The following is a 21,614-nucleotide window of genomic DNA, read 5'->3' on the forward strand; positions in this document are numbered from 1 at the left end:
TTACCTATTATTTTCTTCTTGCCATATGTCGATTTTTTTGAAGAATAGCTCCATTGCTTCTCGATTTGTCATACTTGGTACCTTCGCAAGCAAGACCTCTCGTGGAGCCTTTAAGTCTTCACTTTTCTTTTGTAAAATAAGGAGACTCTTTTCTTGCGCTTTGTTCTTAAAGATAGAGTCTGGAAGTTGAATGACTGCTTGTATCCAGCCATTTTCTTTTATAAATTTATGCAGCTGTGGTGCTTGCTTTGATTCGAAGATCGTAGCTGGGACTAGAAAATATAGATATCCACCTGGCTTTACATGCTTCATCGCTTGTTCCATGAACAAATGATGGGCATAAGGCATTTCATCCTCGCTATGAAGGAAATAATCCTTCGAGGCCTCTTCGTCTGGATAATATCCTACTGGCAAGTCACTTACAACTATATCGACAGGATCAATCATCAATGGACGAATTGCATCCTGTCTAAATAACTGGATGTCCTGCTCCAGTAGTTCCCCAACCTGCGCAGCAAGCTGAATAAGTAACTCGTCTATCTCAACTCCAAACGCATGGGAAGTATTCGGAATGACGTTCATTAGGGTGAATAAAAGGTTTCCAGTACCTAGTGCTGGATCTAAAAAGGACAGCTCCTTTTTCTCCTTGTTCATTTCTTTTACGAAGTAGCTTAATAGTAAGCCAATTGCGTCCGGTGTCATTTGGTGATTTGCTTGAGTAGACTTGCTCATCCCTTTTAAAATAGCGAGCTGGATAGCTTTACGAATCTCTTCTTTTTTAGGATTCACAAGGTCAGGAGCTTTTTTATTTTCAAGCCATAGCTCAAGTGCATAGACGATTCCTTCTAAATAAGGAGCAGATTCCTGCTCTTCAATATATGTGGCTTCTTGATCGATAAATGAAAAGATTTTTTCTACATTTGTTTGCATACTGATCCCTCAAATGAAAACCCACTCGAAATAGAGTGGGTTTACTTATTTTTTATAGTGTTAGTTATTGAGCTGCTTTAACAGCCTCAAGCGCTTTTTCGTAGTCAGGGTGGTTAGTACCTTCACTTACGATTTCCTTGTAAGTTACAACACCATTCTTATCTACTACAAATACCGAGCGAGCAAGTAAGCGTAACTCTTCCATTACTATTCCGAATGCTTTCCCGAAAGAAAGGTCACGGTGATCAGATAATGTCTGAATAGAATCTGCTGCATTTGCTCCACACCAACGAGACTGTGCAAAAGGTAGGTCAACAGAGATTGTTAAAATAACAACATCATCACCAAGACTTGCAGCACTTTCGTTAAACTTGTTAGTTTGTGCTGAACAAACACCAGTGTCAAGGGAAGGTACTACACTAATCAGGCGAGTTTTTCCAGCTGAATCCTCAAGAGTAACCGGCGATAGGTTATTTGCCAATACTGTAAAGTTTGGAGCTTTTTCCCCAACCTCTACCTCTTTGCCTAATAATGTTACAGGATTATTTTTAAATGTTACTTGTGTCATAATTATGTAGCCTCCTTTTCGATACTCTCATCTTACTAGAATTCGTTTGTCTCTTGCAACTCATTTGCAACAGGAGTGCGCTTATATTCTACAATTTCCTTTTTGTCATAGGAAGATTCGTGTATTACTAGTGTATCTGCAATAAAATCATGGATAGCTTGCTTTTGTGGCGTAAAGGCCGCAACTACATACGGTAGGTTAAATGGTATGACTGATATTAGACGTCCTACCCATTCTCTGAATAAAACCGTACCCCATGTTAGCTTTCCTTCTCCTTTAGATACAACACGAATGCCAAAAATCATTTTACCCACTGTTTGTGAAAAGAACTTCGTCATAAGAACAAAGTACAAATAGAAAAGAATTGCTGTTGTAAGTGAAATTGGAGCATACCAGCTCGAACTGCTTACATCCAATGAGAACAAGCGGAAAACTGGTTTGATTAACAGCATGCCTACAGAAGATAGCACTAGCAAATCTACTATATAAGCCCAGAAGCGTATCCAAAAACCAGCAGCCTTTTGTACGTAGCTTTCCGTTTTCGAAACGGCCATTGTTTGACGAACAGGCGGGCTTTCTTTTACAAGCTCATGGTTATTTGGTTCTAACTCACTCATTGTATTCCCTCCTTATTCATTTCCATAAAGGTACATCATTTTTGGTGCAGAATTATCTGCAATTAGCTTAGCAATCAATTTAGATTCAATGTCTACTCCAAAAAATGATTGTGCCTTCATCGCAAATAACGAAGAGAAGCTAGGAGAAAAACCATACTCAAATACTTCTGCATCCCCTAAGTCATAATCGTTTTGAATAGCAGCTACGGCATCCTCTAAGAAACCAAGCTCATCCGCAAGACCAGACTCCACGGCCTGTCTTCCGTTTAATATTCTTCCATCTGCTACTTTTTTAACTTCAGCCTCTGTCATATTTCTTCCTTGTTCAATAATATCAACAAAGTCCTCATAAGAATCATTTAGCATATCTTGTAGCATTGCTCGCTCTTCTTCTGTCATGTCTCTCGTTGGACTCATAATGTCTTTATATGGCCCTGATTTGATCGTCACAAATTCCACGCCGTACTTTTCAGCAAGGCCGCCATAGTTTATGCTTTGCATAATAACCCCTATAGAACCTGTCAGTGTTTCTTTGTTGACAAAGATTTTATCGGCTGGTGCAGATATGTAATATCCTCCTGAAGCTGCCATGCTTCCCATCGAAACATAAAATGGTTTGCCGGTTTCTTCTTGAATCTCTACTATTTCCTTATAGATTTGTGCTGATTCCACTACTCCTCCACCAGGGGAGTTTACTTGAAGAACGACTGCCTTAACTGAGTCGTCATTTCTCACTTGATCTAATTGTTGAAGGAAAAATTGATGATTATATCCTTCTGTTCCAAACAAGCTAGTAGTTCCACCAGTATCTTGAATGGTACCGTCTACTGTAAGTACAGCCACTCGTTTATTCATACTTCCTGGCTGTAGGACTGTTTCATAGAACTCTGTATTAGCTGTGGAACTGACGTCTTCCATAAATGTAGACCAATCTGTTGAGAATATGGATGAAGCAGTATTAACAACCAAGGATATGGCTAACAAAATTGCAGCTCCTACAATGGCCAACCAACGTTTCATATTCATATTACTAATTTCCTCCTTTTTCTTTCCTTCTTACATACGTTATAAATGTCTAAATGTTTCACTAAATGATAAAATAATAATACATAGACTAAAAGTACATGTAAACTTAATAGATTCTGTGCTTCGCAGTCTAAGCCCTATAAAAAGGAGCATGCTTATGACTTCAAGAAATAATATCTACCTATACACAAAGAATGACGCACACTCTCTAAAACGTAAAGAATCGATACAAAAAGTTATACACCAACATGGGTTTGTAGCAGTGGAAAATTTTGAAGAGGCTTCTATTATCGTCAGTATCGGATCCGACGCGACCTTTTTACAGGCGGTAAGAAAAACTGGATTTAGACAAGATACGTTGTACGCGGGTATCTCGACTACTGACTCTTTAAATATGTACTGTGATTTTTTCGTTGATGACATAGAGAAAATGGCTGAAGCGGTATTAAAAGATAAGATTGTTGTACGTAAATACCCTGTTTTAGAGGTATCTGTTAATAGCAACCCAAAATTCTATTGTCTTAATGAGTTTACCATTCGTTCCAATATCATTAAATCTTTTGTTTTAGATATTTTTATTGACCACAAGCATTTTGAAACCTTTCGTGGGGATGGAATGGTTATTTCCACGCCGACTGGAAGTTCCGCCTATAATAAGTCATTAAACGGAGCTGTCGTAGATCCACTCTTACGATGCATCCAAGTTGCAGAGATTGCATCTATGAATAGCAATGAATACCGAACTCTTGGGTCTCCGTTTATATTAAGCAGCGATCGAACACTTGAACTTCGCCTTCAACAGGATTGGAATGATTATCCATCCATGAGTACTGATAACGAGGCGCTAAGTATTCAGCACGTGGATACTGTTGCCCTTTCCTTAAGCGATAGAGTAGTAAAGACGGTTAAACTAAAAAATAATAGCTATTGGGATAAGGTAAAACGTTCGTTCCTATAATTCTTACTTATACTATTAACATTTTCTTTCTTCTTAATTCGATTATTTTTGAAAAAGTAAAAAGTAATAGAGCAGCCCATATGAATGAAAATGAAATAAACTCTATTTTGCTAAATTTCTCACCGTAAACAAAGATACCAATTAATAACATTAGTGTTGGTGCTATATATTGAATAAAACCTGACATATATAGAGGCATCGTTTTTGTTCCCTTTGCAAAAAGCACAAGCGGTACGGCAGTAGCGACTCCAGTAAGTACAAGGAGTATGGTTGTCGAGATATTACTTGAGAAAAATACTGCTTGATCTGATACAACCAGGTGGCTAAAGTAAGCTAATGCCACAGGGAGCACAAATAATGTCTCAATTGTCAGCCCTCTTAAAGGATCGATGGTGATTCTTTTCTTGATCAACCCATAAAATGCAAAGGTGCTTGCTAACAACATGGCAATCCAAGGAACCACTCCGTAGGAGATTGTTAGTAAGACTACCCCTGTAGCAGCTATTAGAACGGAAATCTTTTGCGCCAAAGAAAGCTTTTCCTTTAAAAAGATAATACCAAGTAGAACCGATAGTAACGGGTTGATATAATACCCGAGGCTTGCTTGTACTATATAACCTTCATTTACTGCAAATATGTATAAAAACCAGTTACCTGTCACTAAATAGGAGGCTAAAACAAGACTCCAAAATGATTTTTTATCCTTCCATAAGTTTTTTAGGTCTTCTCTTAAAACAGAAAATTTTCGACCTAGCAGTACTAACAACAATGTGAAAACAAATGACCAGATTACTCTTCCAGATAATATTTCACCACTGGCAACATGATCTAGTAGCTTCCAATAGATGGGCATGAACCCCCACCAAGCATATGCCAACACAACTACAATAATTCCTTGCTTTTCTTCTGCGTTCAAAATGACACCTTCTTTACATACTTTGACACTCGAAATAATAGGATTATTATAGTACTTTATCTAACTAAAGTAAATATATTAAGAATTATTTTAAATTAACATGAGAAAACACCTACGCTTATAATTAATAGATAAGAGGAACAGGTATACCGCTTTTTTTATGAGTAAAGTAAAATTGATTTTCGCTTACGGTGGATGCTTTCCGTGGGGGGAGCGATAAGCCCTACTTGCGTCGCCACCTGCAGCTTCAATCAATAATTAGAAATTGATCGTGTGGAATCTTTGATAGCCAATTGCTGAATAGGTTTTGCTTCATAATAAGGTTAGGGTATCTTATTATTTATTTATTTATTACCATTCCCTTTGGATAAGTTAAGATAGAAAATCTACGGCTTCCAAGTACAGAAATTATTTTTAGAATAAAAAGGCTATGTTAAAGGTAAAGGTTAATTTAAGACACAAAAAATGAGCTTTGATATTTTCTCCAAGCTCATTATAGTTTGATTTCATTTATACTAAAGCACCTCGTTAGCTTAATAAGAATAATCCGTTTCTATTGTTTCTGAGACACATCTTATTTCGTCCCCAGAGTTTAATGTAATTGTAGTCTTAATATATTCATCTTCTACTTCTAAACCAATTGAGTAGATATAAAAGCCACTTCCCCATGGTTCTAGCATTGGAACGTGTAAATTTCTTACCTCATTGAAAAACAACTTAATTTCCCTTGCATTTGTGTCTTGGTTCGTCGCTGTTCTTAGATTTATTTCTATTTCCTTTTTACTGTACTTAACCAATATATTTTGAAGTTCGGAATCGTGTAAATAAATGTCTTTTAATTTTTCGTAATTATTTATTGAATAAATAGGCACTTCGAACCCCTTTCTCATAACATTCTCAGATAAAAATATAGTACTTTTAACAAATTTTCTTATTCCACTAAACTGCTGAGTTAGTTTAAGTGTAACATTTCACAAAGCATATCTGGGATCAACTTGATATCTTGGACATATAAATAGACCATCGAAATGATGCCATGTATGGATTTTAACTTGGTTTACATCCATTTCTATCACTTAATGACAATTATCAGATCTACCATCAAACGATATAGAAAATCGTGCTGACTTAGGGTCATTATTTGATATGGAAGTAGAGCCGTTTAGATACATTGAATTGGGTATTTCCTTTATTCTTGCACCAGTATTATCCACGTAATAAGCCCTTGTTTTATGCCATCCAATCTTATTGAATTCTTTCTCTGATGTAGAAGTTACTACCTTCCCATCTTTAGGAATATCTATTATTATTTTATTATCCACCAATTCCAAGCTTTCATGTCCTTTTTGACTATAATAGATTGTCATACAACCTTTGAATCCTTCAGGAACGTGATAAATAACTGTCTCTTTTGAGGTATCTATGTTAGCAATTAGTACTATAAGAAGTACTATTAACAAAACGATTGCAGTCCATCTTTTCTTCCACTTCATTAAGTACTCGCCCCCTTATTTAACTTCTCTAGCTAGTTTAAGTGTTACATTTCACAAACTAAATGGCTTCACAAAGAAACAACCCTAGCCTTTAACATAGCCAATAAAAAAATGCAAAAAAATGTGCTCGGAAATGTGACTCTAAGCTCATTTTGATGTCTATATTTTTATTAAAGCGTCCGTTAGTGAAAGAATAATCATATCTTATTAATTCTTATATATTTTAACTAATTGTTTACCATCAGTTTCACCTAGGATTGTATTAAGTGGAATTAGATTAATTAGTACAGTAAGATACGATACAAAAATAAAACTATCTAAGTAATTTCGAAAAACTAGGAATTCATAACCAGTTAATAAGTGAAGTACTAGTGCAGATAGGTAATTAAAGAACACACCGCCTAAGAAATAGAAGGTTCTTTGATTTTTACTCAACATATTATAGTCTTCAGTGAAAACTCTCCCACCAAAAAAGTATGCCTTTTTAATGAAAAAATTGTTTTTCCTCCAAAGTACATCACCGTTACCGATAGAAAACTCACTTACTTTTGCACCAAATATTTTCAGAAAAAATGCATGTCCAGATTCGTGAATCAGTGCAATAATTGGACAAATAAATAAAGTAATAATAATGAAGTTTATTATAAAATCCATCTTTTCATCCCCTTTCTATTGTTTACGAAAAAGCGAAAAGATGGTTCCATATATTTTCGAATATTGTTAAAATTGAATTCATAAATATCTAGTTTTATGTATTACTGATTTTAGAGATGTATGGTAGACATCTCACCCTAAAAGCGTCCGTCAAAAGCGGAAATCAATTCTACTTTACATACATAAAAGTCACTAAAGATGGTTCTCTTACTCAGTTTTAACTCAAAAGCAGAAAACTGCAAACAAGCATTTAAAAGGCTTGTTTACAGTCTCGGCTATAAATTATTTATTATTTAGTCTTTAACAATTCCTTTTGTCTAAGCTCAATTCTTCTAATTTTCCCAGAGGTTGTCTTTGGAAGCTCAGATATAAATTCTATTTCTCTAGGGTACTTGTAAGGTGCGGTTAGCGCTTTCACGTGGTCTTGAAGCTCCTTAACTAACTCATCCGATACTTGTAGGGAAGGATCTCTTAGCACCACAAATGCTTTAACAATAGTCCCTCTTATTTCATCTGGGCTACCGATGACTGCGCATTCTTGTACTAGTGGATGCTTTGTTAAAGCGTCCTCAACCTCGAACGGTCCAATGGTATATCCAGAGCTAATGATTATATCGTCACCTCTACCTTCAAACCAGAAATAGCCGTCTTCGTCCTTCCTAGCTCTGTCTCCGGTAATATAATAATCTCCTCTAAACTGCATCGAGGTTCTTTCCGGATCTTTTAAATATTCCTTAAACAATGCAGGAGTTTCAACATGAACAGCAATGTCTCCTACTTCTCCTACGTCACATGGCTCTCCTTGGTCGTTAACGATTTCTACTTTGTTTCCAGGAGTAGGTTTACCCATAGAGCCTGGCTTAGCCTCCATCCCTTTCATCGTACCGACTAGCAATGTATTTTCAGTTTGGCCATATCCGTCTCTCACTTCTAGGTCAAATAATTTTCCAAACGTTTCTATAACCTCTCTATTCAATGGCTCACCAGCAGAAACAGCACTATGGAGACTAGATAAATTATAATCCGCTAACCCATCTACCTTTGCCATGATTCGGTATTCCGTAGGCGTGCAACATAGAACATTTACCTGTTGTTCTTGGATATTACGTAGATATACTTTTGCATCGAATTTGCCGTTATAAACGTATCCTGTTGCACCGCTTCCAAGCGTAGCTAAGAAAGGACTCCAGATCCATTTCTGCCAGCCTGGACTTGCTGTAGCCCATACAACGTCACCATCTTCAATCCCTAGCCAGTTGGGAGCTGATGTCCGTAAGTGTGCAAAAGCCCAACCGTGGGTATGTACAACACCTTTAGGATTACCGGTTGTTCCACTTGTATAAGATAAGAAAGCCATGTCTTCTTTTAATGTTTCAATTGTAGAAAAATCCTCGCTTTCCTTTTCCATTTCATCTGTAAGAGATATCCATTGATTTTGACTTTGTCCAATGACAAATAGTAGTTTGTTTTCTAAATTGCTTACATCGTCATATTGGGAGAGGAACGGTTCAAAAGCTATGATTGCTTTTGCTTCACTATGGGTTAATCGATATTCAATATCCTTAGCTCTGAGCATCTCGGAGCTTGGGATTACAACTAATCCTGCTTTTAACGCTGCAATATAAACTTCATATGCTTCGATCAGTCTAGGAACCATAATAAGAACGACATCGCCTTTTTTAAGGCCTTTGCTCGTAAATAAATTGGCAATTTTATTTGCTCGGAGGAGTAAATTTTTATAGGTGATTTGTTTCTTTTCCCCTTTATCAGATTCCCAAATAAGAGCTAACCTACTTTCATCCTTACTATACTTTTCGAACTCGCTTACTAGGTTATAGTGTGATGGTGCGATTAAATCCATTTTGTTCATGAATCATTTCCCCCTTCTTGTTCTAATATAAAGTATAGGGGATTTTTCCAATTTTTTATATAATAAATTTAATTTTTAGAAATTTTTTAATATATGTACCATGAAAATTGATGCGTAAAATAGGAAAAAGCCGGCAGTTTCCTGCCGACTTCTCTTTTATATGATTAGCTGTTTGAACCGTTCATTTGTTGTTGAGCTTTTTGCACTAAACGCTTAGTAATTTCTCCGCCTACGGATCCGTTGGCACGCGCTGATGCATCTGCTCCAAGATTTACACCAAATTCTTGAGCGATTTCATATTTCATTTGATCAAGAGCTTGCTTTACACCAGGAACTAAAAGTTGGTTGCTGTTGTTGTTTGAAGACATTGTAATCACCTCCTTGTGAAATTAGAATGGTCGATTTCATTCTTTTTATGTACACAAGATATGAGGTATATTTTGCTATTTTTTACAATAGATCTTCAAAAGCATTTTCTTTTTTCTTTGGGAATGAAATCGTCTCTCTATTTTCAACTGCTTCTTTTATCAATTCATCAAAATCCTTAAAGCTTTCATAGTATTCCACTTTCTCTAGCTTCGGTTTAGTCTTTGGACAAGAAGGTGTGAAAATAGTACAGCAATCCTCATATGGAAGAATTGATGTGTCATAAGTCCCGATTTCCCGGGCAATATCTATAATATCTAGTTTATCCATTGATATTAACGGTCTAAAAATAGGTGTAGATGTCACTGCATTTATAGCTGTTAAGCTTTCAAGTGTTTGGCTTGCTACTTGACCTAAGCTTTCACCAGTCACGATTCCTAGTGCTCCAATTTCTTCGCGAACTAGATCTGCAATTTTCATCATAATTCTTCTAGTCGTAGTCATGGAAACATTTTCGGGAATTTGAGCCTGAATACTTTGTTGTATATCAGTGAAAGGTATGACATGAAGACGCACAGTTGCTCCAAAATGGCTTAACTGATTGGCAAGATCCATTACCTTTTCTTTTGATCGTTCGCTAGTAAATGGCGGACTATGAAAATGAATCGCATCTAATCTTACGCCACGCTTCATTAGCATATAACCAGCTACAGGACTATCAATTCCACCTGACAGCATCAATAAGGAACGACCATTAGATCCTAATGGCATTCCACCTGCACCAGGAATTACTTGAGCCATCATATATACAGCATCGGTCAAGACTTCGATACGTAAATCGATTTCAGGTTTTTTCATTTGAACCTTCAAGGCTGGATATTGTCTTAACACATGGCTAGCGATAGTAGTTTGTAGCTCATACGTATCCATTGGAAAGCGCTTGTCAGTACGTTTTACTGTAACTCGGAATGTTTTATCTTCCGTCTCAAGACTTTCCATGATCTCTAATGCTGTTTTTTTAATATCTTCTATATCTTGTGAACAAGAAGCAACCGGACTAAACGATTGAATACCAAAAATTTTAGGTAACCGTTTGATTAGCTCTTGGATTTCTTCATCATCCGTAGAAGTTAAAAACATGCGATCTCGCTCAGCATGTACCTTTATATTTGGTAAGTCTACAAAGGAAAACTTAATATTATTTCGTAAATGATTAATAAACTGTTTTCTGTTCTTACCCTTAGTTGAAAGTTCTCCGTACCTAACTAAAATTTTCTCCCATTTCATTGCATTTAATCTCCTTTTATAACATTCATCACTTCGGTGAATATTTTTTTAAATGTCTCTATTTCTTCCTCGGTCGTTAGAGGACTGATACTTAAACGGATAACACCCTTTATATAGTCATCTGATATATGCATCGCCTTTAACACGTGGCTTGTTTTTGTTTGTCTAGAAGAACAAGCACTACTAGTAGAGACAATGACATCTCTTTTTTGCAATGCATTGATTATAACCTCTCCCTTGATTTTTCGCACAGAAAAAGTAACGATATGGGGAGCACGATTCTCTGGGGAAATCATTTTAATACGTTCGAAGCCATGGAGAAACTGAACAAGCTCGTCAGTTAGATTTTTCATGTGTGTTGAATTTTTTTCCAAGCCAGTACTAGCAATTCTCATTGCTTTTGCTGTGCTTACTGCCAATGGAACTGGAGTTGTGCCACTTCTAATACCCGATTCTTGTCCTCCACCGAACAGTATAGGCTCTATTTCTCTTGTTTTTGAAAGTGCAAGTAAACCGGAGCCTTTTATTCCGTGAATTTTATGAGAAGAAATAGTTATTGCATCTATATCATACCGTTTAAAGTCTATCGATAATTTACCAAAGCTTTGTACTGCATCAACATGGATGACTGCCTTACTTTCTCTTCTCACAATTGTGCTCAATGCTTTAAGTGGCTGCACAGCACCCGTTTCATTGTTAACATGCATAACACTCACTAGCATCGTTTCTGCGCGAATCAGTTTGGAAAACTCATTTAAATCAATTGTTCCGCTAGCATCGACCGGAATCCATTCCACCTCAAAACCCATATCAACCAATTGTTTAGCAGCTTCTATAATAGAAGGATGTTCAATTTGAGAAATAAGTACGTGCTTTCCTCTAAATTTATATTTGTTTGCAAGTCCAAATATCGCTAAATTATTGGACTCCGTACCACCAGACGTAAAGTATATTTTAGCACTAGCAGTGTGCAGAATTTCTGCTATTTGTTCTCGCGCTGATTGTAATAACTGGTTCGTTTTATGACCAAATTCATGAATAGAGGATGGATTTGCCCAATATGTTTCGTTCACAGCGACAAAAGTATCCATTATTTCCGGTAATACTTTTGTTGTTGCGCTATTATCCAAATAAATCAAAGTATTCTCTCTCCTTCTTAGGAAAAAGACCACCATCACAAGTAGTGAGGTGGTCTACATTTCTATCTGTTTTTAAGATACCATGTTATGTACGCCAAGCTGCTTCTTTAATCATCATTTCGATTTTCTTTAAAGCTCCTGGTTCCACTTCTTCTACTGCAGTTGCCGCATCTTCCAATGCCTTAGCATAGCGCAATTGTCTGAATGCTTCCTCTGCTTCGAGTAAACGTGCATGAACATTTGGATGCGACGCACGATAACGATTTCCATACTGAATAATTTTTTCAGTTAGCTCTACATTTTCTAACATTTCTTTTGCTTTATGATGTACATCTTCCATGCATGCCTCTGCCTTTTCCAAATAACCATCGACCAATGTCATATTTAAAGGAACTTCCTGCAAGCTTTGCATAGCAACATAAATATGCTCTTCCGCTTCTTCTAATCGGACATCCATTTCTTCTGGGATACCTGGAATATTGGCTTTTTGAATCATACGATCCGTATCATGCAATAATATTTTTAAGTCATCCAGCTTTTCTCGAGCTTTGTTTTCGTCGATGCGAAGATTTTTTAAACGGTTTGCGAAGCGATCCTGCTCTTCGTATAATCGATCAATCTCTTCCGCAATTTCGTTCAGTTCTTCCTGAAGACTTGAATAAGCTGATTTCTCTTCCTCTACTCGGAGAGCAAGCATGCTAAATTTCTTATCTAGCTCCTCTAGCTCTTTTAGACAGCTCTGTGGTATTTCAGCTTCTTTTTCAGGTAAACGATAACTTTGCTGTACATAAGTCGCTTCTTCATTGATCGCTCTAGTAGCTGTAGTTACTTCTCTCAAACGAATAGCTGTCTGGTCCTTATAGCTATCCACGTACTTTTTAGCTATTACTTCTTTTTCCAATAGATCATAGAACGTTTCAATTTCTTCTTTTATCTCTCCCACACGAATCAATGGCTTACCAACATCTAGACTAATAATAGAGGTCTTTAACTCTGCAAGCTCTGCTTCTAAATCATCTAACTTTTTAGTCATTTCTAAATGCTGCAAGTAATAAGAACTTGCTTCCATTTCCTTTTGACCGTTTCGTAGCTCATGTATCGTAGCAGGGATTTTATGCTGAATCTCAGTAAGTAAAGTTGGAATTTCATGTATTTTATGAAAGAACTTTTGTCCTTCATCTTGTATGTTGATCACTATTTCTCTAGCGCTTAAGTAGTTTCCAGTATCCGTTAGCTGGTCAAATTCCTCAAAGAGTGGTAAGAAGGATTCTAATTTAGCCTCTAGAGCAGGAGCTGCTTCGCCAAAAGAATATTGATGGGCTAACAATGTTTTTCTTGCTGAACGATGTTGGTCCTTAAGCTGTTCTATTTCTATGCGGTTTTTTTCCTCGCTACCGATTAGTTCCTCTAACTCTTTGATAATACCTGACATTTTCTCATCACAAGTAGAAATCAAAGTTTGAAGTTCTTTTTCGATTTTGGTGGCCTTCATAAAAAGGAACTTATCTACATATTCTTCCGCATCAAACAAAAGAACGTCAATCTTAGGCATATGTACATCCATTACTTCGGTCCAATTATTGCGCCATCTTTCAAACATTTCTTCTGTTTGCCCATTCATATTTAGCTGTTTAACTTTAGTCATTTCCTCTAAAATAGGCTTGTTTTGAATTTGGTGCTTTTCATGCTCTAAGCGAGCTATTTCTGTTTGGTGTTTCTTTCGTATGATAAATGCAATGATTGCAATTACTAAAAGTACAATGACTGCTGGGATGATATACCTCATCGTAAGCCCCCTGTTCCTGTTCCAAAATCAAAAAGTGCGAATTGTATCTTACTATATATATTACCATGCTTTTTATGTTATTGTTTCATTAAATAAGAATAAACCTAAGAAATGTTAAAAAATAATGTAACTTTCTACAAAAGGAGCCCAACTGCTATGAAAAAAGATGGACATATACATACCCCTTACTGTCCTCATGGAACACTGGATAGTTTTAACCAGTATATTGAAAAGGCTATTCTAAATGGTTTTCAAGAAATCACTTTTACCGAGCATGCTCCGTTGCCTTCCAGCTTTATAGACCCCACGCCAGATAAAGATAGTGGTATGGATTTTCATCGCTTAGAGGCATATTTAACGGAACTAAATCAGTTGAAAAAACAGTATAAACGAGATATTGTTATATCTACAGGCTTAGAGATTGATTATATTTCAGGTTTTGAATCAGAAACTACGGAGTTTTTAAACAACTATGGAAGTTATTTAGACGATTCCATTCTATCCGTACATTTTTTACACGATCAAAATCAATATGTATGTATCGATTATTCTAAGGAAGTTTACCTGAGATTCGTCGAAAAACTTGGTAGTCCTATGTCTGTCTATAAATTGTATTACAAAACGTTGATGGATTCAATAACGAGCGACTTAGGAATATATAAGCCAAAACGGATTGGACATATTACCCTTGTACATAAGTTTCAGCATGCACTTTCTGAAATTGTTGATGATCATGAAGACATCTTAGGTATATTAGTAGAAATGAGGAATAGATTGTTAGAGTTAGATGCAAATAGTGCAGGCTTTGCTAAGCCTTTTTGCAAAGAGAGCTATCCTCCAATTCCCTATATTTCTTTGGCAAAGGAATTAGGTGTACCTATAGTTTTTGGATCAGATGCGCACCAAGCAAAAGATTTACACCAGTATTATAAATGTTTTAATAATATCTTGTAGATTGGAGAATGTATATGTTTCAAACAACTAACTATTCAACTGACTTGTCCGCTAGCTATTCATTATTGTGTAAACAGCTAGATGCTCTTTTAGAGGGCGAAACTAATGCAATTGCCAACTTAAGTAACGCCTCTGCTCTTTTAAACCAATTCTTCGACAAAATTAATTGGGTTGGATTTTACCTAGTCGAAGATGGTGGACTTGTGCTTGGGCCATTCCAAGGTCTACCTGCTTGTGTTCGTATTTCACTTGGTAAAGGCGTATGTGGTACAGCAGCGGAAACACAGGAAACAATTATCGTACCTGATGTTCATGCATTTCCTGGTCATATAGCTTGTGATGCCGCTTCACAATCAGAAATTGTTGTTCCTATTGTAAGAGAGGGTAAACTTCTCGGAGTTTTAGATATTGATAGCCCTATAAAAGATCGATTTACTGCTGAGGATGGAAAAGGACTAGAACAGTTCGTAGATGTCCTTATTAAGCATATATAACTTCTAGTTAACTAGATTGAAAGAGGATGTGATGACTTCTGTCATTTCATCCTCTTTCGTTTTGTTACAATTTATCTAAGGCTTGCTCTAAATCTCTAATAATGTCTTCTGTGCTCTCGAGACCAACTGACAGCCTTAGTAATCCATCGGTTATACCCATAGCAATTCTCTCTTTGCTAGGTACTACAGAGTGGGTCATAGTTGCTGGATGTTGGATTAGTGTCTCGGCATCCCCTAGGCTTACTGCAATTTTAATGAGCGAAAGAGCATTCATAAGCTGCTGTGCTTTTTCCTTACCACCCTTAACAGCAAATGAAATTAGTCCTCCCCCGTTTTTCATTTGCCTTTTTGCTACCTCATACTGAGGATTTTTTTTATCGAAAGGATAATAAATGGACTCAATAGAAGGATGGGACTCTAAAAATGTAAATACTTTTTCTGCGTTACTAGAATGTCTATCCATTCTGACATGTAACGTTTTTAACCCTCTAATCAACAGCCACGCATCAAATGGTGATATGATGCCGCCAAAGTCCTTCTGAACAGTCGAACGAATTATGTCCATTTGTTCTTTTTCCTTACCTACTAGAATCCCTGCTATAACATCTCCATGACCGTTAATATACTTCGTTGCACTATGCAGTACGAAGTTTGCTCCTAAGTCTAACGGATTTTGTAGATATGGAGAACAGAAAGTGTTATCCACTACTACCGGAATTTTGTGTTTCTGTGCAATTTTGACGATTAATGCGATATCTACGATTTCCATCGTTGGATTGATCGGTGTTTCCACGTAAATACATGTCGTATTTGGTTTAATAGCTGCCTCAATTTCTTCTTCGGTTGACAACTTTTCCAAGCTATGCGAAATATTATATTTTTCCTCCATTATGTTTAGTAACCCAAATGTACAACCATAAATTCCTCTTGTGCATAAGATATGGTCACCCGCTTTAGTTAAATATACTAGGATTGTACTTACTGCGGCCATCCCCGACCCAAAAGCAAGCGCACCCTCTCCATTTTCTATCGCTGCCATTCTTTGCTCTAGCACTTGAACAGTCGGATTACCTAGTCGGGAATAGATCCCTCCTGCTTCCTCTCCTGCAAACCGTTTCGCACCTTGCTCTGCATTTTCAAATGCAAATGTAGAAGTTTGATAGAGTGGAACTGCTAAACTGTCACGATGGTCCTCTGTGGCGTATCCTTGATGAATAAGTGATGTTTCTTTTTCCATTGATGATTTTCCCAAAATCGTGCACCCCTTTTGTAAACGCTTTCAAATATAGTGTACACATATTTCCAAAAAAAGAAAAGGCAACTCATCTTAATGACAAGTTACCTCATAGATACATAGCTGGTTTTTTCCATTATTTTTCGCTTCATATAGTGCAATATCTGCATGATGAAACAAATTATGAAAGTCTGCATCCTCTCTTTTACTCCACCCAGATAAACCAACAGAAACGGTCACACTTGGATTTGTATAAATAGGGATTATTTCTAAGAGGTCCGCACAAATTCTCTTACCTTCCTCCACAGACATCTGGGGAAAATATAGAGCTAGCTCTTCTCCACCCCATCTTGCACCTATTCCTACATTTTCTACTCTTTTCTCTATTACCTTCGCAATTTGTTTAAGAATGCTGTCTCCGATCTGATGGCCATGGGTATCATTCACTTGCTTAAAGTTATCAATATCCATTAATACGAATATCCCACTAGTATCATTAATCATAGACTCCTCTACGTATCTATCTAAATAGCTTCTTGCGTAGAGATTCGTCAGGTGGTCACGATCAACCATTTCTTGTAATTTATTGCGCAGCGCGGAATTAGTAAGGGCCAAGGAGGAATGCTGTATTAAGGATTGCATTAATTTGAAGCTATCAAAGGAAAAATAGTACGGATCGCTGTGCAATACTATGCTAAACCCAGTAATATTTTCTTGTTCTCTTAAAGGAATTGCCACAAGAGATCGATATGCAACGTTCGCATTACTTAGTCGATTGAAATCAGCCACAAACAGTGAATCCTTAAGCTTTTTAAATTGGTTTCCTACATGTTGAATATACATTTGACCTTCTAATGTGTAAAAATAATCAGAGTTTGCCACACTTATCGAGTATTCATCATCCTCTATAAATACAAAACAAACATGCTCTGGCTGAAATGATTTTATTAGTTGATTTCTTAAGAATATGACCATGTCTTCTTGTGATAAATTCATATTCAATTTATGAGTCGTCTCATTGATTAATTGTAAGTCACCAACTAAACGGTGAGACTGAATAAACAACTTAGCATTTTCTAGGGCGTTTCCAGCAGTAGCAGCAAGCATCTTCATAAATTCCTTCTGCCTGATTGAAAACAGATAATCCATCGGGGTAGATACTTGTAGGATACCGTAGATCCCCTGCTTCCCCTTAATTGGTATATTTAATAGTTTCATCTTCGAATTTTCTACTAAATCTGAAGTTATTTCTCCGGATACGTACGCTTCAACAGTACTTGGTCTCTCCGAGGTATAATCAAATAGTTTATATGGAACAGAAGTTTTACGATCTTGATCGTTAGAGAGAATCAATGTATTTTCAAAGTCAGGAAAAGCATCCTGAACAGCCAATAGTGTGCCTTTTAAGATTTGATCTACCTCAAGTGTAGAATGGAACATCTTTGTCACGTTAAAAAGATTTCTGTATTGCTGCTCCTGTTCTGTTAAGAAGATAGACTTTCTAACCATTCTTACTAATTTACTAATGATTAATATAAATTCATTTACTTCAGATGTCTTAGCGAATTTTTCCCATTTCTCTGTTGCTTCCATTACTAACATCCCAAGAATCTCATGATCCTCGCTTCTAAGCAAAATAGAAACTTCACCACACTGTTTTTCCCCTTTTCTTATAAAAGGAATCTCTGCATAGTCTTTTTCATAGAAGAAACCTTCTATTTCTATCCATCTAATGGCTTCTCTTTTTTTAGCGAGTGAGTGATTCCAATTCAGTTGAATGAAAGTATGGGCATCCTGTTTATAATAGGTGGCAAACCTAACGTCAAAAAACTCAGCCAACAATACTTTGAGTTCTTCAAACCAATTAGTCTCACTGTATTGACTGAAAGTATAATCGGTCCATAAATCAAAAACTCTACCTTTAAATTTTGTTAAGTCTATATCGTTTGCCATCTATTACACCTCTTAGCTTTCGGAGAGAAGTTATGATACTTTTATCCCAATACCCTTATAATTCAATTTGACTATAAAATTACCGTCTTGTCAATATATTCAATTTCCCAAAATAGCTATAATATTAATTAACTAATGTATATGATTGACTTTCAACAGTGCACGAGATACAATAGTCTTTGTGTAAAATAAATGCAGCAGTTGTATGGATTAGATTGTTCATTTTGTTCCTCTATTTAAAATAGATGGTGTATCCCGTAACCCTCGGCTGCTAGGGCGATGATACATGAAAACGAAATGGCTGCTAGTCTGAATGCATCTGGTTCTTATTTTACAACAAAATAAAACCAATACAAAGGAGGAGTCATTCATGGCTCGCTATACAGGTCCAGCATGGAAATTATCACGTCGTCTTGGTATCTCACTAAGTGGTACTGGTAAAGAATTAGAAAAACGCCCATACGCACCAGGACAACACGGTCCTAACCAACGTAAAAAATTAACTGAGTACGGTCTTCAATTACAAGAAAAACAAAAACTTCGTCACACTTATGGTGTTAACGAACGTCAATTCCGTACTTTGTTTGATAAAGCTGGTAAAATGCAAGGTAAACATGGTGAAAACTTCATGATCCTTCTTGAAACTCGCCTTGATAACATTGTATACCGTTTAGGTCTTGCTCGCACTCGTCGTGGAGCACGTCAATTAGTTAACCACGGTCATATCATGGTTGATGGTAAACGCGTTGATATTCCTTCATACCGTTTAAAACCAGGTCAAGAAATTTCACTTCGTGAAAAATCTCAAAACCTAGATGTTGTAAACGAATCTATGGAAGTTAATAACTTCGTACCAGAATACCTTACATTTGACGCAGACAACAAAGTTGGTACTTTCGTTCGCCTTCCAGAGCGCAGCGAATTATCAGCTGAAATCAACGAATCTCTAATCGTTGAGTTCTACTCTCGTTAATTCTGTCGCTTAGTAACCGACAAGCAAAACCCTAGGAATGTGGTTAATTCAACCTCCCTAGGGTTTTTTCTTATGTTTATCCGTCTCTATATATCCGAAGAGAGAAAATCAGGTCCCTCTTACTAGACGGTCTTAACATCTTAGTATGTACGTACCGGTGAAATGAGATGTAAATAAGACGCATTGCCTATTGGTTCCATTATGATCGGTCTCATGGATTCACCAAAGCTTATTTTAACCTCTTCTTCCTGTATAGCTTTTAAAGCATCCATTAAAAAACTACCATCGAGCGAAATATTTAAGCTTGTCTCACCAGTAATCTCCGTAATGGGTAAGATTTCTTCAATTTTTCCTATCTCTGAGGAGTTGGAGGAAATTTTTATTTTTGAACCATTCATTATTTCAAGATGAACATTGTTATTCTTCCATTCGCTTGCAAAAAGACAAGCTCTATCTATCCCCTTTAATAGCTGATTGGTATTAAGAGTAATTATTGTGTTCGCATTACTTGGGAACAATCCGTCGACGTTAGGATAATTGCCATCGATCAATCTAGAAAATAGAGAGATTGTATTTGTTTTAAATGTCATATACCGGTCTGATATAAAAATATGTATTACACTATCTTCATTACTTATTATTTTGGCTAGTTCATTCAAACTTGTTCCTGGTACGTTGAAAGACCCCTCTATATTTGATTTTATTTCAATATCTCTTAAAGCCAAACGTTGGGAATTGGTTGCCACACACTTTAATCGCTGATCTTTAAATGACATGTTCACTCCGGTTAAGACAGGCCTAGACTCACTCTTTGAAACTGCAAACACAGTTTGTTTAATAATTTCCAGTAATTCAACACTTGGAATTTTAATATATTTATCCTCATCGATTTTAGGGAGGCTAGGGTAATCATCTGCATGAAACCCGTATAATTTCGTTACAATGTCTTCGGATTGAATGGTTACTACTTGTTTTTCATCTACTTTTATATGTATTTTTCCAGGTAGCTTCTTAACAATTTCACTTAAGTATTTTGCTGATACTACAACACTCCCTGGCCTATAAACTTCCAGCACTTTTACTCCATCATTCATCAAAGGGATAATTGTCTCAATAACAATATCAGAATTACTTCCCACTAGCGTTAAGCTATTTTTATCAGCAGTAATTTTAATACCTGTAAGAATAGGAAAAGGCGTTTTGAAAGTCACGGCTCTATTAACATCTAAAATTGCTTTACTAACAAAATCATTATCAATTATAAATTCCATCTAAAGGTTCACCTCATTTTAATCATAAGTATTCCTAATTCGACAAACTCCTTCCCAATACCTCCCTTATACATGACTCCGCTTTTATTTATAAAAATCTTTGTGATAGTCATAAGATCGTATTGTTGATGAAATGTTACACTTAAACGAACGTCACAGTTAGTTGATAAAAATATTTTTTTTTAAACAAAGGAGGGGTAAATATGATTTGGTTAATAGTACTTCTTATTCTTTTTATTATTATCGCTTTTGCTCTCCTAGTTGATTGGAGAAATAAGAAAATTAATAACAATAACCAGAATCCAATAAATCCAAATGCAAAACCAGGGGAAAGTTCTAATCATACGTTGGGAGATAATAGATATTCAAATGGTGAATAACTAAATTACACCTAAATTAGTGAAATTACACATAAAAGAATCACATAAAAGTGCCCTCGTAAAGTCAGCTCTCAACGGCGATCAACTGTTCTAGCATAATCTCTATTTTAAGATCCCTGATTTCTTGTAAGATATCTCTCCATTCTTAATGTTTGGAGAGCAGGCAACGGTTCCATCGGGAATAGCGCGAGCTGAAGACCCCGGACTGAGCACAGCGATGGAAACGGCTGAAAATGTGCCCGCGGAAAGCGTTCGCCGCAACGGAAAACAACTACTTTGCCAGATCGTAGAACTTACGAAAATTTCTAACTACACAAATTACAAAAACAAAAAAATGAAGATCACTCATTTGAGTAATCTTCATCTTTATATATGCTAAATATCATTATTTCGTAGGCATTTCTATGTCCACATATTTGTTGTGCTATTTAGTGTACTTAACAATCCTTGATTATATTCTACCCATTTCTTCATTTCTCGCTCTACCGCTTTGTTTTGCCATTCAAACCAAAAGGTCGGACACTCGCTGCAATGGCTTTCGACACCTTTATTATTGCGCAAATCCCTACATGTAAATAACGTTTTTTTACGGCAATTATAGCAATAAATTTCTTTTTCATCTAATAGCATATACGTCCCCTCCAATTACAATAAATTATTGACCATAAAGTGGATATTAATACCTTTAAATGGTTGTACTGGAGATTTAGTATCATTTAATCTACTTCATTTATAATCTGCCTAA

General features: G+C 36.3%; 22 protein-coding genes. 5 read left to right on the forward strand and 17 right to left on the reverse strand.

Features of this window, described 5'->3' with window-relative positions:
- The 4 genes from NSQ95_RS12540 to sppA form a co-directional block, all read right to left on the reverse strand.
- A complete protein-coding gene (locus tag NSQ95_RS12540; RefSeq protein ID WP_340883018.1) occupies window positions 1-930 on the reverse strand; it encodes a class I SAM-dependent methyltransferase in 930 nt (309 codons plus the stop codon).
- Window positions 931-994: 64 nt separating this feature from the next.
- Window positions 995-1,498, reverse strand: coding sequence for a thiol peroxidase (gene tpx, locus NSQ95_RS12545; RefSeq protein WP_169360937.1), 504 nt, complete (start codon window positions 1,496-1,498; stop codon window positions 995-997).
- Window positions 1,499-1,533: 35 nt separating this feature from the next.
- Entirely contained in the window at window positions 1,534-2,115 is a 582-nt protein-coding gene (locus NSQ95_RS12550; RefSeq protein WP_340883017.1) for an RDD family protein, read from the reverse strand.
- A gap of 12 nt (window positions 2,116-2,127) precedes the next feature.
- Window positions 2,128-3,141 carry a signal peptide peptidase SppA gene (gene sppA, locus NSQ95_RS12555; RefSeq protein ID WP_340883016.1) on the reverse strand — a complete coding sequence of 338 codons (1,014 nt, stop codon included), beginning with the start codon at window positions 3,139-3,141 and terminating at the stop codon, window positions 2,128-2,130.
- Window positions 3,142-3,298: 157 nt separating this feature from the next.
- Between sppA and NSQ95_RS12560 the strand changes: the two genes are divergently transcribed.
- The gene (locus NSQ95_RS12560; RefSeq protein WP_340883015.1) at window positions 3,299-4,099 is read left to right on the forward strand and encodes an NAD kinase; all 801 of its coding nucleotides are present in this window, start codon (window positions 3,299-3,301) and stop codon (window positions 4,097-4,099) included.
- Window positions 4,100-4,106: 7 nt separating this feature from the next.
- Here the strand turns inward: NSQ95_RS12560 and rarD are convergent, their stop codons facing one another.
- From rarD to ezrA, 9 genes are all read right to left on the reverse strand, one after another.
- Entirely contained in the window at window positions 4,107-5,015 is a 909-nt protein-coding gene (gene rarD, locus NSQ95_RS12565; protein WP_340883014.1) for an EamA family transporter RarD, read from the reverse strand.
- Between the two features lie 533 nt (window positions 5,016-5,548).
- Entirely contained in the window at window positions 5,549-5,887 is a 339-nt protein-coding gene (locus NSQ95_RS12570; RefSeq protein ID WP_340883013.1) for a hypothetical protein, read from the reverse strand.
- A 204-nt stretch (window positions 5,888-6,091) separates the two neighbouring features.
- Complete coding sequence (locus tag NSQ95_RS12575; RefSeq protein ID WP_340883012.1) at window positions 6,092-6,508, reverse strand: hypothetical protein; 417 nt, start codon at window positions 6,506-6,508, stop codon at window positions 6,092-6,094.
- Between the two features lie 207 nt (window positions 6,509-6,715).
- Window positions 6,716-7,162: a site-2 protease family protein gene (locus NSQ95_RS12580; RefSeq protein WP_340883011.1), complete on the reverse strand. Its 447-nt coding sequence runs from the start codon at window positions 7,160-7,162 to the stop codon at window positions 6,716-6,718.
- Window positions 7,163-7,451: 289 nt separating this feature from the next.
- Window positions 7,452-9,032, reverse strand: a complete 1,581-nt coding sequence (locus NSQ95_RS12585) for an acyl--CoA ligase (protein WP_340883010.1) — start codon at window positions 9,030-9,032, stop codon at window positions 7,452-7,454.
- Between the two features lie 164 nt (window positions 9,033-9,196).
- The gene (locus tag NSQ95_RS12590; RefSeq protein ID WP_169360933.1) at window positions 9,197-9,400 is read right to left on the reverse strand and encodes an alpha/beta-type small acid-soluble spore protein; all 204 of its coding nucleotides are present in this window, start codon (window positions 9,398-9,400) and stop codon (window positions 9,197-9,199) included.
- A gap of 82 nt (window positions 9,401-9,482) precedes the next feature.
- Window positions 9,483-10,685, reverse strand: coding sequence for a tRNA uracil 4-sulfurtransferase ThiI (gene thiI, locus NSQ95_RS12595; RefSeq protein WP_169360932.1), 1,203 nt, complete (start codon window positions 10,683-10,685; stop codon window positions 9,483-9,485).
- A 5-nt stretch (window positions 10,686-10,690) separates the two neighbouring features.
- Window positions 10,691-11,824, reverse strand: a complete 1,134-nt coding sequence (locus NSQ95_RS12600; protein ID WP_340883009.1) for a cysteine desulfurase family protein — start codon at window positions 11,822-11,824, stop codon at window positions 10,691-10,693.
- A gap of 85 nt (window positions 11,825-11,909) precedes the next feature.
- Complete coding sequence (gene ezrA / locus NSQ95_RS12605; protein ID WP_340883008.1) at window positions 11,910-13,610, reverse strand: septation ring formation regulator EzrA; 1,701 nt, start codon at window positions 13,608-13,610, stop codon at window positions 11,910-11,912.
- Between the two features lie 156 nt (window positions 13,611-13,766).
- On the opposite strand from ezrA, the gene hisJ reads away from it, so the two are divergent.
- On the forward strand, window positions 13,767-14,564 hold the full coding sequence (hisJ, locus tag NSQ95_RS12610; protein ID WP_340883007.1) for a histidinol-phosphatase HisJ: 798 nt from the start codon (window positions 13,767-13,769) through the stop codon (window positions 14,562-14,564).
- A 14-nt stretch (window positions 14,565-14,578) separates the two neighbouring features.
- The gene (locus NSQ95_RS12615; protein WP_340883006.1) at window positions 14,579-15,058 is read left to right on the forward strand and encodes a GAF domain-containing protein; all 480 of its coding nucleotides are present in this window, start codon (window positions 14,579-14,581) and stop codon (window positions 15,056-15,058) included.
- Window positions 15,059-15,122: 64 nt separating this feature from the next.
- On the opposite strand, the gene megL is transcribed toward NSQ95_RS12615, so the two are convergent.
- Both megL and NSQ95_RS12625 read right to left on the reverse strand, forming a co-directional pair.
- Window positions 15,123-16,295 (reverse strand): methionine gamma-lyase, encoded by a 1,173-nt coding sequence (gene megL / locus NSQ95_RS12620; protein WP_340885907.1) that lies wholly within the window; start codon window positions 16,293-16,295, stop codon window positions 15,123-15,125.
- A gap of 90 nt (window positions 16,296-16,385) precedes the next feature.
- Complete coding sequence (locus tag NSQ95_RS12625) at window positions 16,386-18,245, reverse strand: sensor domain-containing diguanylate cyclase (RefSeq protein ID WP_340883005.1); 1,860 nt, start codon at window positions 18,243-18,245, stop codon at window positions 16,386-16,388.
- A gap of 370 nt (window positions 18,246-18,615) precedes the next feature.
- On the opposite strand from NSQ95_RS12625, the gene rpsD reads away from it, so the two are divergent.
- Window positions 18,616-19,218, forward strand: coding sequence for a 30S ribosomal protein S4 (gene rpsD, locus NSQ95_RS12630; RefSeq protein WP_169360926.1), 603 nt, complete (start codon window positions 18,616-18,618; stop codon window positions 19,216-19,218).
- A gap of 140 nt (window positions 19,219-19,358) precedes the next feature.
- On the opposite strand, the gene dnaN is transcribed toward rpsD, so the two are convergent.
- Window positions 19,359-20,489, reverse strand: coding sequence for a DNA polymerase III subunit beta (gene dnaN / locus NSQ95_RS12635; RefSeq protein WP_340883004.1), 1,131 nt, complete (start codon window positions 20,487-20,489; stop codon window positions 19,359-19,361).
- Window positions 20,490-20,692: 203 nt separating this feature from the next.
- Here dnaN and NSQ95_RS12640 point away from each other — a divergent pair, with 203 nt between their 5' ends.
- On the forward strand, window positions 20,693-20,869 hold the full coding sequence (locus NSQ95_RS12640) for a hypothetical protein (RefSeq protein WP_340883003.1): 177 nt from the start codon (window positions 20,693-20,695) through the stop codon (window positions 20,867-20,869).
- A 402-nt stretch (window positions 20,870-21,271) separates the two neighbouring features.
- Here the strand turns inward: NSQ95_RS12640 and NSQ95_RS12645 are convergent, their stop codons facing one another.
- A complete protein-coding gene (locus NSQ95_RS12645; protein ID WP_169361298.1) occupies window positions 21,272-21,499 on the reverse strand; it encodes a hypothetical protein in 228 nt (75 codons plus the stop codon).
- Window positions 21,500-21,614 lie beyond the last annotated feature (115 nt).

The organism is Psychrobacillus sp. FSL W7-1457, from assembly GCF_038593405.1.
Classification (GTDB): Bacteria; Bacillota; Bacilli; order Bacillales_A; family Planococcaceae; genus Psychrobacillus.